This window comes from Haloplanus salinarum (assembly GCF_009762275.1).
GTDB classification, from domain to species: Archaea; Halobacteriota; Halobacteria; order Halobacteriales; family Haloferacaceae; genus Haloplanus; species Haloplanus salinarum.
In genome coordinates this window covers 1,072,221-1,085,521 of record NZ_CP034345.1, presented here as the reverse complement: position 1 = coordinate 1,085,521, position 13,301 = coordinate 1,072,221, and the positions used below count along the sequence as shown (strand labels likewise).

Below are 13,301 nucleotides of genomic sequence, written 5' to 3'. Positions count from 1 at the left end.
GGGAGTGACCAGAAACTCCGCCATCCCTTCGACTCATGACCGAACCCAAAGAACCGATCACGCTGTACGGATCGAAGGCCGCCCGATTCAGGGAGATACGGGATCAACTCGAAGACGAGTACGGCGTTCGGCCGACGAACCCGGAGGGGGTGTTCGAACTCATCAAGAAGTGGGACGGGCCGACCTGAGTCAGTCCCAGACCGTCTCGACTTCGGATTCCTGTATGACCCCGTCCGAGGTGATGATCGCGTCCGTTTCCTGGGCTCGGTCGCTGGCGACGATCATGCCGTCGTGAATACTGAACTCGTCGACCATTGCGGCGTACTCGAGGAGTTCGGCGTCGTTGACGGGCGCGATAGAAATCGGCCCTTCACCGACTAACGCCTGCCGCGTTTCCTCCGGCGTTCCGGTGAGTGTGACCCCGCGGACATCCCCGTCCCGAGAGACGGCGTAGAGAACTTCTGCGAGGGCCGTGCTCGGCGCTTGAATCACCGTCTCTCCGGCTTCCGCTTCGGCGAATATCCGATCCGCTCTGGGCGGAAGCGAATCGACGAGATACACCAACAACGCGACCGCGTCGGCCGTGTACGTCGCCACGATTAGGCTTCCTCGTAGTTGCGGTCACGGCGCTCGCGGACGCGCTGTTCGAGTTCCTCCGCAACGGCTTCGCGTTCTTCTTCGGAGGTGTCGTCAGGCAGGAGCATCCCGCGTCCCGACGTGCGCGTGCGCTTCTTGACGACGATACCCTCCTCCGTATCCATCCAGACGACCTCGTCGCCCGGTTCGAGGTCGTACTTCTCGCGCAGTTCTTTCGGGATCGTCGCCTGTCCCTTCTCGGTGACGCGCGTCGACTTGCTCATACTCGGTAATACTCGTCGTAATACCTTAGCTGTTAGGTGAATCCTCATCTTCGTGTTTAGTTAACGATGAAGAGTGAGGCGGGAGAATTTCTCGGTGATCTATGCCAGAAATCGCCCGCCTCAGCGGACATAGCGACTGGATCAATTTGGATTTTGTGGAACGAGAGCGGACACCCGAGCCGGCGATGAAGCTCGGTATTCAGATGCACTTGGCTGGACTATCACTTTCGAATACCGTCTCTGCTCTTGGTAGTTTGGGTGTCGAACGCTCTCGGAAAGCGGTCCACGATTGGGTGCAGAAGGCCGATCTACAGCCAGTCAGCGGGAAGGCTCCGAATCAGGTTGCGGTTGACGAAACCGTGATTCGAATCAATGATCAGCAGTTCTGGCTGTACGCCGCCGCGGATCCACAGACGAACGAATTACTCCATCTACGGTTGTTTTCGACCACTACAACCGCTCTTACTGAAATCTTTCTCAACGAACTGCGGGAGAAACACGATGTTGAGTCCGCCCTGTTTCTCGTCGATGGCGCCAAACATCTCCAAACTGCACTTGACCGATCAGGGCTCCGATTTCAGACAGAACGCCACGGAAATCGGAATGCCATCGAACGTATATTTAGAGAAGTAAAACGACGAACCTCTTCGTTTTCAAACTGTTTCAGCCACGTCGACCCAGCAACAGCTGAAAACTGGTTGCAGAGTTTCGCTCGCTGGCACAATGCTCCAAACTAAACACGAAGATCCTCATAGACCCTATTCCGTTCTAAGAGCGTCTTTCGCGGTCGATTACAAGCGAACGTCCATTTGGTCGGAGCGTCGCATGGGAGAACTTGCAGACAGCTTCGACACGCTCGCGGACTCGGACATGTGGACCGACATCGGCATCCTGTTCGGGTCGTTCCTCGCGGGCACGGTCGTACGGAACCTGATCGAACCGCACTCGCCGTGGGATCTCCCCGACGAGGTGTACGGTGTGGCTATCGTACTCGGCGCCGGCTACCTCCCCGAGGGGACGAACATAGCCCGAATGGGCGGTGGTCTCTACACCGTCGACAAGCTCGCCGAACGGCTCGACCTGAAACAGCGCGTCACCTCCGTCGGTGACGGGGGCGGTAACTGATGGTCGAGATCTTCGTCGTGGAGGGAGAAACCAGCGACGTCGTCGAGACCGAGACCAACACCCCCCCGGGGTGATGACGCCCATCGCCAAGATCACACCGTACCGGGGCACCTTCTTGCGCCTGCTCAACCGCGTGGCCAAGGGCTCCGAGCAGGGCGTCCCGATCTACGCCAAGCTCCGAGACAGCAACGGCGACCTGCTCGCCGTCTCGACGAAGCTTCAGTTCGAGATCTCGCCCGCGGGGACCGACGAGCAGGTCGACGATCGGACGGGGGGCGAGTGATGCTGGTCCCCTGTCCCGATCCCGACGACGCCCCGTTCAACGAGACGGTGAGCGCCACACTCGCGCCGGGGCAGAAGCTCACGGCCGAGTTCACGCCCGAACAGAGCGAGACCCCGATGTACCTGCCGATCCTCGCGGTCTCGAAGTACAAGACCTTCAAGATAGGAATGGGGTTGGAGGGATTTGAACCCCCGATCGACTGATATCTCCGGTTGCGCCTCGGTACTCCAGAGGGTCGTCGTCGCGCGGCGATGATCAGTCGCGCGCTCGGTATATCAGCTGGAGTGTCGTCACCGGGCGTGGCCTCTGGAGTCAGTCGCCATGCCGGGCTTGGCCACAACCCCTCGCTACTTCGTTACCCGAAGGACCGTAAAGGGATTTCGGTTATCGGTCGGCGTCGGACCAGTCGCAGTCCTGACACTTGTAGCCCGTGATGAGTTCGGTAACCGTGGGCATATACGAGACGGCGAGGACGTCGCCCCCGCACTCCGGACACGCCCTGTCGGCGTCCTCGATGCCGTCGGCTTCCATCGGTCGTTCGCCCTCGATCAGTTCGGCCAGTCGCTCGGGGGTCACCATGCGGCCCTGGACTACGCGGTTTGACATACGTCGACGGTGGGCGTGGAGACGGGTAAGCCCTGTGTACCGGCAGTCGGCGGGCGGGGACAGTCGCCGCCGACCCGGCGGCGACCCCCCGCGTCGACGACCGGTAGCTTTTGGTACTATGGAGTGGTATGGATGGATACGTACACCACCGATATGCACGGGGTAACACTCGGTCAACACGGCGGCGAGGTGGGGTGGCTGTGACAGCACCGTACAACTACGACGGGATGCTCGATCTGGGGCCGGAGTCGGGGTCGACGTACGTCTGCTCCAGGTGCGAAACGACGTTCGAGGAAGACCTCTGTCTCTGCCCGGTCTGTGGAACGCTCACCGTCGAGCGGCGCTCGCGGTCCGCGGACTCCTGATACTGTTCGCGGTGAGTCATTACCGGTGGCTCGACGGACTGTCCTGGCGAACCAAGGGGACACAGTTACAGTACCCCGACCCCGTCGGCGACGCGTGAGCACGCTGGGCGGGAGAAATAACTTTGAGGGAGCCGTCGTTATGGGTGGGTAGCCGGTTCGATTCGGCCATCACATGAGCTCACCACCCTGCGTCCTCGTCGTCGAAGACGAAATCGAGTTGGCCGAACTGTTCGCCGAGTGGCTCTCGGAGGACTACGAGGTGCGCGTGGCGACAAGTGGGGAGGAGGCCCTCGAACGGGCCGACGAGGACGTCGACGTGGTGTTGCTGGATCGACTGATGCCCGGGCTCTCGGGCGACGAAGTGCTCGAACGGATTCGCGACCAGGACCTCTCGGTCAGGGTCGCGATGGTGACTGCCGTCGAGCCCGACTTCGACGTCCTCGAGATGGGGTTCGACGACTACGTGGTCAAACCCCTCTTTCGGGAGGACGTGCGCCGACTCGTCCGTGGGCTCCTCGAACGCAACGAGTACGACCGTACCCTCTCGACGCTCTTTGCCCTCGCGTCGAAACTGTCGGCCCTCGAATCCCACAAGACCGAGGACGAACTGGCCGAGAGCGAGGAGTACGCCCGGCTCAAGGACGACTTCGAGCAAACACGGGACCGGATCGCGGAGCTGGAATCCGAGATGACCGAGAACGACTTCGAGGCGGTGTTTTACGACTTCGACCGGGTGGATCTGTAGTCCGATCCCGCCCGTCTCCCCACGCCGCACCCACGAGACGGACGCCCTGCCCGTCGTCGCCGATCCGCGGTCTCGCAAATCGCCCGCCTGGGACGACCACGCCGTCCTCTTTTCGATGATCGTACCAATCGAACTTTGTTTCGCGACGTTGACAGCCGAGTGTATGATACGAGCCGAATTCGGTGTCCGCACGTCCCCGTCGACGCCGCCGACCGACCCGCGGCCGGTCGAGTCGGCGCGTACAGTGCATGGACGAACTCTCGACTCGAACGACACGGAGGGTGTGCGATGAGCGTGAGCAACACCACGGCTGGCGAGTCGTTGGTCGACCTCTCGAAGAGCCCGCTCGGCTACGTCGCCATCGTGTTGGCCGTCGTGACGGGCGTGATCCACCTCTTCCTGGCGCCGCAGGTGATCGGATTCAGCCGGACGCTGGCCATCCTCTTTGCCCTCAACGGCTTGGGCTTTCTGGGTGGGATCGCGATCTACCTAACCCGCTACTGGCGTCGGGAACTGTACCTCGTCGCCGCACTCTATGCCCTCGCGACGGTCGTCGCCCTGTTCGTCTTCCAAGGGTTCGGCGTCGACGCGTTCTACCAGGGAGGTAGTTTGAACCCGATGGCGGTCATCGCCAAGGGTGCCGAAGCGGTGTTGGCCATCGTCACCGGCTACCTCTATACGAGCACGGGGTGACCCCGGCCGTCAGGGTTCCGGCCCGTCGAACACCTTTCCGGGGTTCATGATCCCTGCGGGATCTAGCGCCTCCTTGATCGAGCGCATCGCGTCGACGGCCGCCTCGCCGTGTTCGGCGACGAGGTAGTCCTGTTTGCCGAGGCCGATGCCGTGCTCGCCGGTCGACGTGCCGCCGACTTCGATGGCGTGTTCGACGATCCGCCGCGAGACGTCCTTGCCGTGGGCCACGTCCTCGGGGTCGTCCGGATCGATCATGACCGTGTAGTGGAGGTTGCCGTCGCCGGCGTGGCCGAAACAGGAGATGAGAAAGTCCTCCCGCTCGCCGAGCTCTTTCACGTACCGAACGAGGTCGGGATACTCGCTGATGGGGACGGTCACGTCGCCGGGGGTGAGCGGCGAGAGGTCGTCGTCGTAGGGCTCCAAGGCCTCCGCGAGTTCCCGGCGCGCCGCCCACAGCTCGTCCATCCCGTGTTCGTTTTCGGCCACCTCGAACTCGGTCACCCCGTGGGCCTCGAAGATGGTCCGACAGAACTCGATCTCCTCCTCGATGCCGTGATCGGCGTGGAACTCCACGAACACCATCGGCACGTCCGGGAGGTCGGTGTCGAGGTGGGCGTTCGACATGGCGGCGCTCAGGCGGTCGATCAGTTCGATCTTCGCCACGTCGACCCCGGACCGGACGGCGTCGAAGACGGCCTCCGCGGCGTCGTCGAGCGTCTCGAAGTGGGCTCGGCCGCCCCTGACCTGCTGGGGGCGTCCGGCCAACTGGATCGTCACGCGCGTGATGACGCCCAGCGTCCCCTCGCTGCCGACGATCAGGTCACCTAGGTCGTAGCCCGAGGAGGTCTTGGCCGCCTTGCTCCCGGTCGTGATGACCTCGCCGGTCGGCAGGACGACTTCCATGCCGAGCACCCAGTCGCTCACCTCGCCGTACTTGACGGTCTTCATACCGCTGGCGTCGTTGGCGAGCATCCCGCCGATGGTCGAGATGGCGCCCGAGGAGGGGAGCGCCGGGAGGAACAGGCCGTGTTTCGCCACCGCCTCGTTCACGTCGTCGCCGAGGATTCCCGGCTGGACGTCGATCTGCAGGTCGTCCGGGCGGACGTCGAGGACGGCGTCCATCCGGTTCATATCGAGGGTGATGCCGCCCTCGACGGGGACGGCGTTGCCCTCCAGGCTCGTCCCGGCGGCGTAGGGGGTGACGGGGACGCCGTGTTCGGTCGCCGCACGCAGGACAGCGGCGACGTCGTCGGTCGACTCGGGCCAGACGACGACGTCGGGGCGGACGCCGTCCTCGCGTGCGGTCCCCCAGTCGTGGGAGCGTTCCTCCCGGTCCGCGTCGCCGACCGAGATCTGATCCGCCGCCAGACCCAGGTCGTCGACGAACGTGGTATCGTGTTGCATACTCCCAGTCAGCGGGAGCCCGAGTATTAGACCTGTTGCTCGACGACGGGAACCGGCGGCTATCAGCGCGGAGAATCGGCCACTCGGCTTTTATGCGCCGCGTGTCTTCTCTCCCCAATGTCGCGGCCACGCACCCCCTGGCTGTACCGGTTCGTGCGGGACCGGCAGTCACAGGCCGAGCCGCTCGGGGTGATCCTCGTGATCGGTCTCGTCCTCGTCTCGACGACGGTGGTCGTCACGTTCGGCTTCACCGCCATCGAGGACGTCCAGTCGCGGTCGGAGATCGACCGCGCCGAGAACGGCATGACGCTTTTGGACTCCCGACTGTCGACCGTCGCGCTCGGCGATTCGGAGCGTCAGTCCGTCGACCTCCCCACGTCGAACGGGGGGTACACCGTCGACGAGGACGCGGGAACCATCAAGATCGTCCACCGGAACTACGACGGGAGCAACGACGTCGAGCTGGTGTCGAACACGTCCCTCGGGGCCATCGTCTACCGAAACGAGAACGGCGACGACGCCATCGCCTACCAGGGCGGCGGCGTGTGGCGGCGGTACGACGACGGCTCGACCCGCATGGTCTCGCCGCCGGAGTTTCACTACCGCGAGGGGTCGCTCACCTTCCCGCTCGTCCGCATCCGGGGGAACGGAAGCGCCGCGGGCCGGACCACCGTCGGCGCCAGTACCACGGAGACCAGCACCTCGCTCTATCCCCGCAACGAGACGTACCCGGACGGGACCGAGTACCGGAACCCGGTCGAGAACGGGACCGTGGCGGTCACCATCTGGAGCGAGTACGCCGAGGCGTGGGGGTCGTACTTCGAGACTCGGACCGACGGCAACGTCTCCTATCCGGCACCCAACCAGGTGACGGTCGAACTGATCAGCATCGGCACCCTCGGGGACTTCCAGATGCCACCGGAGACACAGGGGATCACGGTCCGCGGGATGGACGCCGGCCACTCCCTCGACGACTTCTCCTTTACCATCCGCCCGCAGGACACCGAGGAGTCCTCGTTCTCGAACCTCGATTGGTCGTTCTACGCCAAGCAGGGCCAGCGGGAGTTCGAGATTCACGTCGGCGGTAACGGCGTGAACAGCTGTAACGAGGACGTGGCGCTGTCGATCTACTACAGCGACGACGGCGGCGACACCCACCACGGCTGGTACAGCGACGACTACCTCGAGACGGAGTGTGGCGAGGTGAACGGCAAACCCGCCGACGGCGACGAGATCTGGGTCGACGTCGATCTCACGCCCGAAAACTCGACGGACGTGACCTTCCAGAAGGTGAAAAACGACAACGTCCACTTCAAATCCGGCTCGAAGACGCTCGCGAGCGACGCCCGGTTCGACTCGCACTCCCCCGACCCGAACGTCACCTACTCGTCGGGCAACACCGAGAACTTGACGCTCGTCACCAGACATTACTTCGCCCAGATGGGTCCCGACTTCGACCTCGTCGTCGCCGACGGGAACAACGCGGGGATCGGCGAATCCGGCTCCTCGGGCTACATCTACTACGGGGGCAGCGGCAAGGTCGTTACCTACCTCCACATCACGGAACACAACGTGACGGCCACGGTCGGCTGATCAGTCGATCGAGGTACGGATCGTGGTCCGGCTGATCCGGAGGTCGTCGGTCCGGAACGTACAGCTGACCGTCCCGTTGCCGGCGAGGGGGTCACAGGGCGTGGCCGCAGGTGACATCCCGTCGAGTTCGTCGTCGAGATATCGCTTCCAGGCCGCCGCCCGTCGGGGTTCGGTGTCGACGGTGAGCGTGACGTTCCCGGTCGGTTGCTCGTGGGCCAACACTGCCGTGGTACCCCTGACCCCGCGCACGAGGACGGTCGTCGAGCCGGACCGGCGCTGGATGTCGCCGGTCCGGGATTCGAGCGCGACGTAGTGGATCACGGTCCGGTCCTCGTCGAAATAAAAGGGCGGTTCGCGACGCATCGCGGCTCCGCCCCGATCGACTCGGATCACCGCACCCATCTCGTAGACGACGCCGCTGTCGAGGCTCTCGCCCGAACGGCCGAACGTGATCGACCGGCTCTCGACGGTGCCCGGAACCGAGCCGTTCTCCAGTGTGACCTCGGAGTCCGAGGTGTCCCCGAGTGTCAGCGTCGTCTCCGCGAGTTTGATCTCGGTCGCCCGCGAGGGCGCCCCGCCGTGGACGATATCGCCGTGGTTGTCGGCGAGCACCTCGAAGGCCCGCTCCCCGTTGTCGATCCGCTCGGCGTTGCGGGCGTCCTGGAGGCTCCCGAGGCCGACTACGCTCACCAGCCCCACGGAGGCCGTGATGAGCGAGAACACGAGGACGAAACTCAACACGTCGCTGACGGCTCGGTCGGTCATTCCGCGTCCCGCACCTCCAGCGTCCCCGAATCGTAGACGATCACGACCGGGCCGCCAGCGAGGCTGGTCTCGGCGACGGGGAGGCGCGACCGGAACCGAACCCGGATCGTCACGCCCGTCACGCTCGTGTTCAACACGAGCCGATGGATCCCCGCGTCGGCGGTGTCGGTCACCTCGATCAGATAGGATCCGCCGGCGACGCGGCTGGGCAGGTCGACCCGGAGCCGGAGTTCACACGACGGACAGTCCGCGAGTCGCCCCGCGCTCGTCACCTCCTCGGCGAGCGTCTGTCCGATCACCTCGAGTTCGGTCCGCGCCGACTGGTCGCGCTGGCTCTCCATCAGCCCGCCCCCGGCGACGATCAACCCCGAGATGAGGACGGCGGCGATGCCGAGCGACAGGACGTAGCCGAGCGCCGTCGAACTCCCCCGGCGGTCCGACCGGAGGATCACGGCGGACACCCCCCGCCGCCGTCGGGGCTGTGGATCTCCGAGACGGTCCGACGGTTCTCGGGCGTCGCGCCGTCGACCGCCGTCGCGTTGATCGCGTACGCCGTACTGTTGGACAGCCCCGTGAAGGTGACGTCGCCGTCGGAGGTGGTGTAGTTCGAGGGCGAAACTTCCGTCGACCCGTCGGAGACGTTGTAGAGACCGACCGCGACGTAGTCGAAGTCGCCGTTCGGATCCGTCACGTTCCAGTTCACCCGGAGCGACGTCGAGGTGTTGGTCACGTCGTATCGCTCGAAGGTGGGATCGGTCGGCGGCCCGCCGACCTCGCCGGGGGCCGTCCGCACCGTCCGCCGGTAGTCGATGTCCGGGCTCGCGACCGAGACGTTCGCCGTCGCGGCGTACACCGCCGGTGACGTGTACGGCCCGCCGGCGTCGCTGTCGTTGTACGTCGGCGGCGACGGGGGCGCACACTGACCGGGGTAGTTCCGCGTGTCGACCGCCGACCGGGTTCCGGCCTCGTACCGGTCGACCACGAGCGAGTACGTCCCCGTCGCGTCGGTTCCGTTCGCTATCGAGACGTTCACCTCGTCGTCGAACGGGAGCGTCGTCAGCGGACGGCACCGCTCGCCGTCGACCCGTGCGGCCGTCAGGTCGACCCAGTTGCGTCCGCCGCCAAGCGAGCACGCCTCGCTCTCGCCCTCCACGCGGAGTTCGTTCGCGGTCCCGTCGAGGACGACGTCCCGCGCCGTGCCGTCGTCGACGACGATCCGGACAACGTCGTCGGTTTCGACGTGCAGGCGGGCGTTGCGCACCCGCGCGTCCGTCACGACCGTCCAGTTGCCCGTCGAGTCGTTCTCGGGTGTCAGCGTCGAGGTGGCGTTGTCGTCGGCGATGCGCGTCCCCCGGCTGACGGTCCGCCGCTCGACGTCGGTCGCCAGGCTATCGGTCGCCGACTGGTTTCCGAGGGTCCGTATGGCGACGCCGGTGACGTTTCGGTAGTCGTCGCGGCGGGTCCCGAAGTCGGACGCGTCCCCGCGGTTGACGTGTTCGATGGCGTCGCCGAGCACGTCGACGGCCACGAAGCGGAACGTCGTCGCCTTCTCGACGTCCGTGTTCGTCTGTCGGGTCGCCAGGTTCTCCGTGTAGATGACCGAGTTGAGCAGCAGGCTGAGCGAGAGGAACACGACCGCGAGGGTGAGCGCGCCGACCAGCAGTAGTTGGGCGCGGTCGCTCGATCCGTCCATCGGGAGGCTCACATCCGCCATACGACCACCTCCACCCTGACGACGTTGTACAGGCCGGTGTCCGACCCCGACGGGACGAAGTTGCCGTAGGTGCTCGACCCGTTGACGGTGGTGTCCGTCGCCGTCCCGTTCGCGTCGTACAGCGGGTCGTCGTCGTAGAGCGCCAGCGACGTCGTGGCCGTGGCGGCGTTGTCGCTGGGTTCGCCCCGGTAGATGAACCGCTCCCGGGCGACGGTTCCCGTATCGCCGGTGTAGGTGACGTAGACGTTGAACGCGACGCCGCGGGACTGGAACGTATCGAGGAGCATGCGCCCGAGACGCGTCTCGTTGACCTCGGCGTCCGTCGTGTAGGCCCCGGCGGAGACGCCGTGTAACGTCCCGTTCGTGTCGTCCCAGTGGACGACGGCGGCCTTGAGCGCACCCGTCTCGCGGGCCGTATCGAGCACCCCCACCGCCGACGACTGCTGTTGGTTCTCGATGTGTTGGCTCGACGTGCTCGCGGACAGCGGGGTGACCGCGGTCACCTGCAGCGCGAAGACGACGCTCGCGAGCAGGATCATCCCCGCCGTGACGGCTTCGAGCGTGTGTGCCTGTGCGCGCACTGTCACCACATCCTGACGACGACCGTCGCGGTGGTTCCGTCGACGTGGACGACCCGCCGACCGATCACCGACGCGCCGCTCGACGGGACGGGTTCGCCCGCGTTCAGTGCGACGCCCCCGGTGCAGTCGTCGGTGTCGCTCACCGTGACGTGTTGACCGTCGGTACAGACCGGGTTCTGCGAGCCGCCGTTCGGGTCTCCGCCGACGACGGTGACGTTCACGTGGTGGCCCTCGCTGAGGCCGACCTGCTCGGAGAGCGGGTCCGAATCGTCGAACGGACAGGTGCCGGTAGGGTCGGTGTCCGTGTCGTTGAACAGGTAGATAGTGCACTCCCGGTCCAGCGTGGTGGTGTCGTCGCCGCCGTCGAGCAGGTCGTGGACGACCGTGTCGGCGATCCGGTCGACGCTCGCGAGTTCCTCCTGGGGGCCCTCGGCGAACGGCTGGAAGATGCCGGGGACGAAGGCCACCACGAAGGCGACGGTGACGAGGAAGACGCTCGTCCCGATGGCGAAATCGATGGTCGTCTGTCCGCGCCCGTTCATCCGACCACCAGCCAGACCGCCAGCGCGATCGTCTGCAGGATCACCACGAACTTGATTCCGGCCATCAGCTTCGCCGTCCGGATGTACCCGCTGATGATCCCCGAGAGGATGGCCTGCAGGGTCACGGCGTGGAAGAACAGCAGCGAGAGGAGCTGCACGTCGATGCCGCCGCCGAACTGCTGAGAGCCGCCACCGCTGCCACCCGAGGCCTGCTCGGTCAGCCCCGCCATCACGTCGAGGAACTGGGTCTTCAGGATGGCCATCACGCCCAGCAGGGTGAGATACGTCATCAGGATGATCGCCACCTGCATGCGGGTCCGGGACCGACGTTCGCGTTCGATGTCGTCCTGGTTCTCGCTGGCCTGTGCCGCGGTGGTCAGGACCTGCGTGATCTGACTGGAGGCCTCCTGGGCCTTGCTGATGAGCTTCACCGTCCGGGCCAGCCGCGGGACGTGATATTTGTTGTTGAACTCCACGAGCGCGTTGCGGAGGCTCATCCCGTAGTTCACCTTGGCGTAGACGACGTCGAACTCGTCGGCGAGTTTGCCCGACGACGTCTCCGCGACGGTGTCGACCGACTCCAGCAGCGTCTGTCCGGTGTCGTTCGCGCTCGACAGCTTCCGCAGGTTGTCCGAGAGTTTGCCGGTGATCGCCGCCCGCGTGCGGACGTTCCACTCGTGGAAGACGCCGAGCGGGATCAAGGTCAGGTAGAGCGGCACGTAGATCCAGACGAAGGTCCCCCACACCGGTGCCTGTACCATGCCACCCCACGTCGTCGGGGCCGCACCGCTCACCCCGGCGAAGGCGAGCAACACCAGCGCCGCGGGGGCGGTCAACAGGAGCGTGAACTGCGGGTGGTCACGGAAGAAGTGGTGTGGCTGCCGCAGCAGCTGTTTCGTCCGGAAGGTGCCCTCGCGGGACTTGATGCGGTCGAAGATCCCGAACTCGCCGACGTATCGCTCGATCAGCCCGAGGTGAAAGAGGCCGTCGTCGCCGGTCTCCTGGACCCGGTCGCTCCCGTCCGACGGGTCGAGGTATCCGTCGCCCGGTTCGTCCTGTTTCACCGTCGAGACCAACACCAGGAACATGACGCCGGTGATCGGGATCAGGCCGTACACCGTCGCGTACAGCATGAACGACTGAGCCTCCCCGAGCATGCTCATGATGACGAGGATGATGATCAACAGGAGCGGGAACAGCGAGAGGGTCATGTACATCTCGCCGAACAGTTCGAGGGTGTCGAGGGTGACCTCCTGTTGCTGTTTGGCCGTCCGCATGTGTTTGTCCTTCTTATCGGAGAGGAAGGCCTGCATGTTCCCCCCGGAGTTGACGATGGAGAGCATGTCCGTCAGGAACTGCGAGAGGTCGTCGCTGGGCGTCTCCGCGGCCTGCTCCTGGATGGCGTTCCGGTAGTCGGTGCCGAAGTACTCCGTCTCCTGGACGATACTCTGGAACTCCCGGGCCACTTCGCCGTAGGTGTCGTCGGCGCGGGCCATCGCCTGCAGGATCTCCAACTGGTTCAGCCCCCCGACCGACAGCGCGTACATGAACGAGATGGAGTCCGAGAGCAGCATGTTGATCTCCCGCTTCCGTCCCGAGGCCCGCGAGTAGGGGATGCCGACGAGGGTGCCGAACCCGGTGACGAACCCGATGGAGCCCATCACGAGCCCGACGATGCCGATGGCGAGCGGGACCTTCACCTGCTCGATGAGCCTGACGACCGTCTCGTTGGGGATCCGCGCCCCCGTCGAGAACAGGTCCGGGGAGACGATTCCGAGGGCAAAGAGGCTGTAGCCGACGAAGGTTCCCAGGAGCCACAGCACGAGGCCGAGAAGGACGCCGACCGCGAGGGCCCGCGAGAGGTAGAGTTCGACCGTCGTGGACATCCGCGCCTGGGCCAGTTTCGTCTCCACGTCGTCGACGAAGTCGCCGTCCTCGTCGAACAGCCGCTGGAAGAGGGGGTAAAACAGGTCGCCGAGGCTGTCGATGCTCCGATCCAGCCCGGTTCCGGTGTCGAGGCTCACG

Annotated in this window: 18 protein-coding genes and 1 tRNA gene; 8 read left to right on the top strand and 11 right to left on the bottom strand. The window is 65.1% G+C overall.

Translation table 11 applies throughout. The annotated features are described in order from the left end of the window. Positions 1–35 precede the first annotated feature (35 nt). Positions 36–188 carry a hypothetical protein gene (locus tag EI982_RS06850; RefSeq protein WP_157688814.1) on the top strand — a complete coding sequence of 51 codons (153 nt, stop codon included), beginning with the start codon at positions 36–38 and terminating at the stop codon, positions 186–188. Position 189: 1 nt separating this feature from the next. Here the strand turns inward: EI982_RS06850 and EI982_RS06845 are convergent, their stop codons facing one another. After that, positions 190–597, bottom strand: coding sequence for a hypothetical protein (locus tag EI982_RS06845; RefSeq protein WP_157688813.1), 408 nt, complete (start codon positions 595–597; stop codon positions 190–192). Between the two features lie 2 nt (positions 598–599). Further along, positions 600–860, bottom strand: a complete 261-nt coding sequence (locus EI982_RS06840) for an AbrB/MazE/SpoVT family DNA-binding domain-containing protein (protein WP_157688812.1) — start codon at positions 858–860, stop codon at positions 600–602. A gap of 101 nt (positions 861–961) precedes the next feature. On the opposite strand from EI982_RS06840, the gene EI982_RS06835 reads away from it, so the two are divergent. From EI982_RS06835 to EI982_RS06825, 3 genes are all read left to right on the top strand, one after another. Next, complete coding sequence (locus tag EI982_RS06835) at positions 962–1,597, top strand: IS6 family transposase (protein ID WP_157688811.1); 636 nt, start codon at positions 962–964, stop codon at positions 1,595–1,597. An 88-nt stretch (positions 1,598–1,685) separates the two neighbouring features. Beyond that, positions 1,686–1,985 carry a hypothetical protein gene (locus EI982_RS06830; protein ID WP_157688810.1) on the top strand — a complete coding sequence of 100 codons (300 nt, stop codon included), beginning with the start codon at positions 1,686–1,688 and terminating at the stop codon, positions 1,983–1,985. Between the two features lie 73 nt (positions 1,986–2,058). Then, positions 2,059–2,268 (top strand): hypothetical protein, encoded by a 210-nt coding sequence (locus EI982_RS06825; protein ID WP_157688809.1) that lies wholly within the window; start codon positions 2,059–2,061, stop codon positions 2,266–2,268. Positions 2,269–2,436: 168 nt separating this feature from the next. On the opposite strand, the gene EI982_RS06820 is transcribed toward EI982_RS06825, so the two are convergent. Together EI982_RS06820 and EI982_RS06815 are read right to left on the bottom strand one after the other, a co-directional pair. After that, positions 2,437–2,612, bottom strand: a tRNA-Trp gene (locus EI982_RS06820). A 40-nt stretch (positions 2,613–2,652) separates the two neighbouring features. Further along, on the bottom strand, positions 2,653–2,874 hold the full coding sequence (locus EI982_RS06815) for a DUF5795 family protein (protein ID WP_157688808.1): 222 nt from the start codon (positions 2,872–2,874) through the stop codon (positions 2,653–2,655). Positions 2,875–3,074: 200 nt separating this feature from the next. Here EI982_RS06815 and EI982_RS06810 point away from each other — a divergent pair, with 200 nt between their 5' ends. From EI982_RS06810 to EI982_RS06800, 3 genes are all read left to right on the top strand, one after another. After that, complete coding sequence (locus EI982_RS06810) at positions 3,075–3,239, top strand: hypothetical protein (protein WP_157688807.1); 165 nt, start codon at positions 3,075–3,077, stop codon at positions 3,237–3,239. Between the two features lie 172 nt (positions 3,240–3,411). Continuing rightward, positions 3,412–3,984: a response regulator gene (locus tag EI982_RS06805; protein ID WP_157688806.1), complete on the top strand. Its 573-nt coding sequence runs from the start codon at positions 3,412–3,414 to the stop codon at positions 3,982–3,984. A 288-nt stretch (positions 3,985–4,272) separates the two neighbouring features. Continuing rightward, the gene (locus tag EI982_RS06800; protein WP_157688805.1) at positions 4,273–4,677 is read left to right on the top strand and encodes a DUF7475 family protein; all 405 of its coding nucleotides are present in this window, start codon (positions 4,273–4,275) and stop codon (positions 4,675–4,677) included. A 9-nt stretch (positions 4,678–4,686) separates the two neighbouring features. Here the strand turns inward: EI982_RS06800 and EI982_RS06795 are convergent, their stop codons facing one another. Continuing rightward, positions 4,687–6,081, bottom strand: a complete 1,395-nt coding sequence (locus tag EI982_RS06795) for an FAD-binding oxidoreductase (RefSeq protein ID WP_157688804.1) — start codon at positions 6,079–6,081, stop codon at positions 4,687–4,689. A 117-nt stretch (positions 6,082–6,198) separates the two neighbouring features. On the opposite strand from EI982_RS06795, the gene EI982_RS06790 reads away from it, so the two are divergent. Next, on the top strand, positions 6,199–7,674 hold the full coding sequence (locus EI982_RS06790) for a DUF7289 family protein (RefSeq protein ID WP_157688803.1): 1,476 nt from the start codon (positions 6,199–6,201) through the stop codon (positions 7,672–7,674). On the opposite strand, the gene EI982_RS06785 is transcribed toward EI982_RS06790, so the two are convergent. Genes EI982_RS06785 through EI982_RS06760 form a run of 6 tightly spaced genes read right to left on the bottom strand, consistent with a single transcriptional unit; the run spans position 7,675 to position 13,300 of the window. Next, positions 7,675–8,439 carry a DUF7289 family protein gene (locus EI982_RS06785; protein ID WP_157688802.1) on the bottom strand — a complete coding sequence of 255 codons (765 nt, stop codon included), beginning with the start codon at positions 8,437–8,439 and terminating at the stop codon, positions 7,675–7,677. Beyond that, entirely contained in the window at positions 8,436–8,891 is a 456-nt protein-coding gene (locus EI982_RS06780) for a DUF7266 family protein (protein ID WP_157688801.1), read from the bottom strand. The genes EI982_RS06785 and EI982_RS06780 overlap by 4 nt, the downstream gene beginning before the upstream one ends. Beyond that, positions 8,888–10,153: a DUF7261 family protein gene (locus EI982_RS06775; RefSeq protein ID WP_157688800.1), complete on the bottom strand. Its 1,266-nt coding sequence runs from the start codon at positions 10,151–10,153 to the stop codon at positions 8,888–8,890. Before EI982_RS06775 ends, EI982_RS06780 begins: the two co-directional genes overlap by 4 nt. Continuing rightward, positions 10,141–10,743 carry a DUF7288 family protein gene (locus EI982_RS06770; RefSeq protein ID WP_157688799.1) on the bottom strand — a complete coding sequence of 201 codons (603 nt, stop codon included), beginning with the start codon at positions 10,741–10,743 and terminating at the stop codon, positions 10,141–10,143. The genes EI982_RS06775 and EI982_RS06770 overlap by 13 nt, the downstream gene beginning before the upstream one ends. Next, positions 10,737–11,276, bottom strand: coding sequence for a DUF7287 family protein (locus EI982_RS06765; RefSeq protein WP_157688798.1), 540 nt, complete (start codon positions 11,274–11,276; stop codon positions 10,737–10,739). The genes EI982_RS06770 and EI982_RS06765 overlap by 7 nt, the downstream gene beginning before the upstream one ends. Further along, positions 11,273–13,300 (bottom strand): type II secretion system F family protein, encoded by a 2,028-nt coding sequence (locus tag EI982_RS06760; RefSeq protein WP_157688797.1) that lies wholly within the window; start codon positions 13,298–13,300, stop codon positions 11,273–11,275. The genes EI982_RS06765 and EI982_RS06760 overlap by 4 nt, the downstream gene beginning before the upstream one ends. Position 13,301 lies beyond the last annotated feature (1 nt).

Bases quoted from the DNA above. Each gene is read 5' to 3' on its own strand.
- EI982_RS06850 (WP_157688814.1), top strand. From the start codon at position 36: ATGACCGAACCCAAAGAACCGATCACGCTGTACGGATCGAAGGCCGCC.
- EI982_RS06840 (WP_157688812.1), bottom strand. From the start codon at position 860: ATGAGCAAGTCGACGCGCGTCACCGAGAAGGGACAGGCGACGATCCCG.
- EI982_RS06835 (WP_157688811.1), top strand. From the start codon at position 962: ATGCCAGAAATCGCCCGCCTCAGCGGACATAGCGACTGGATCAATTTG.
- EI982_RS06830 (WP_157688810.1), top strand. From the start codon at position 1,686: ATGGGAGAACTTGCAGACAGCTTCGACACGCTCGCGGACTCGGACATG.
- EI982_RS06825 (WP_157688809.1), top strand. From the start codon at position 2,059: ATGACGCCCATCGCCAAGATCACACCGTACCGGGGCACCTTCTTGCGC.
- EI982_RS06815 (WP_157688808.1), bottom strand. From the start codon at position 2,874: ATGTCAAACCGCGTAGTCCAGGGCCGCATGGTGACCCCCGAGCGACTG.
- EI982_RS06805 (WP_157688806.1), top strand. From the start codon at position 3,412: ATGAGCTCACCACCCTGCGTCCTCGTCGTCGAAGACGAAATCGAGTTG.
- EI982_RS06800 (WP_157688805.1), top strand. From the start codon at position 4,273: ATGAGCGTGAGCAACACCACGGCTGGCGAGTCGTTGGTCGACCTCTCG.
- EI982_RS06795 (WP_157688804.1), bottom strand. From the start codon at position 6,081: ATGCAACACGATACCACGTTCGTCGACGACCTGGGTCTGGCGGCGGAT.
- EI982_RS06790 (WP_157688803.1), top strand. From the start codon at position 6,199: ATGTCGCGGCCACGCACCCCCTGGCTGTACCGGTTCGTGCGGGACCGG.
- EI982_RS06785 (WP_157688802.1), bottom strand. From the start codon at position 8,439: ATGACCGACCGAGCCGTCAGCGACGTGTTGAGTTTCGTCCTCGTGTTC.
- EI982_RS06775 (WP_157688800.1), bottom strand. From the start codon at position 10,153: ATGGCGGATGTGAGCCTCCCGATGGACGGATCGAGCGACCGCGCCCAA.
- EI982_RS06765 (WP_157688798.1), bottom strand. From the start codon at position 11,276: ATGAACGGGCGCGGACAGACGACCATCGATTTCGCCATCGGGACGAGC.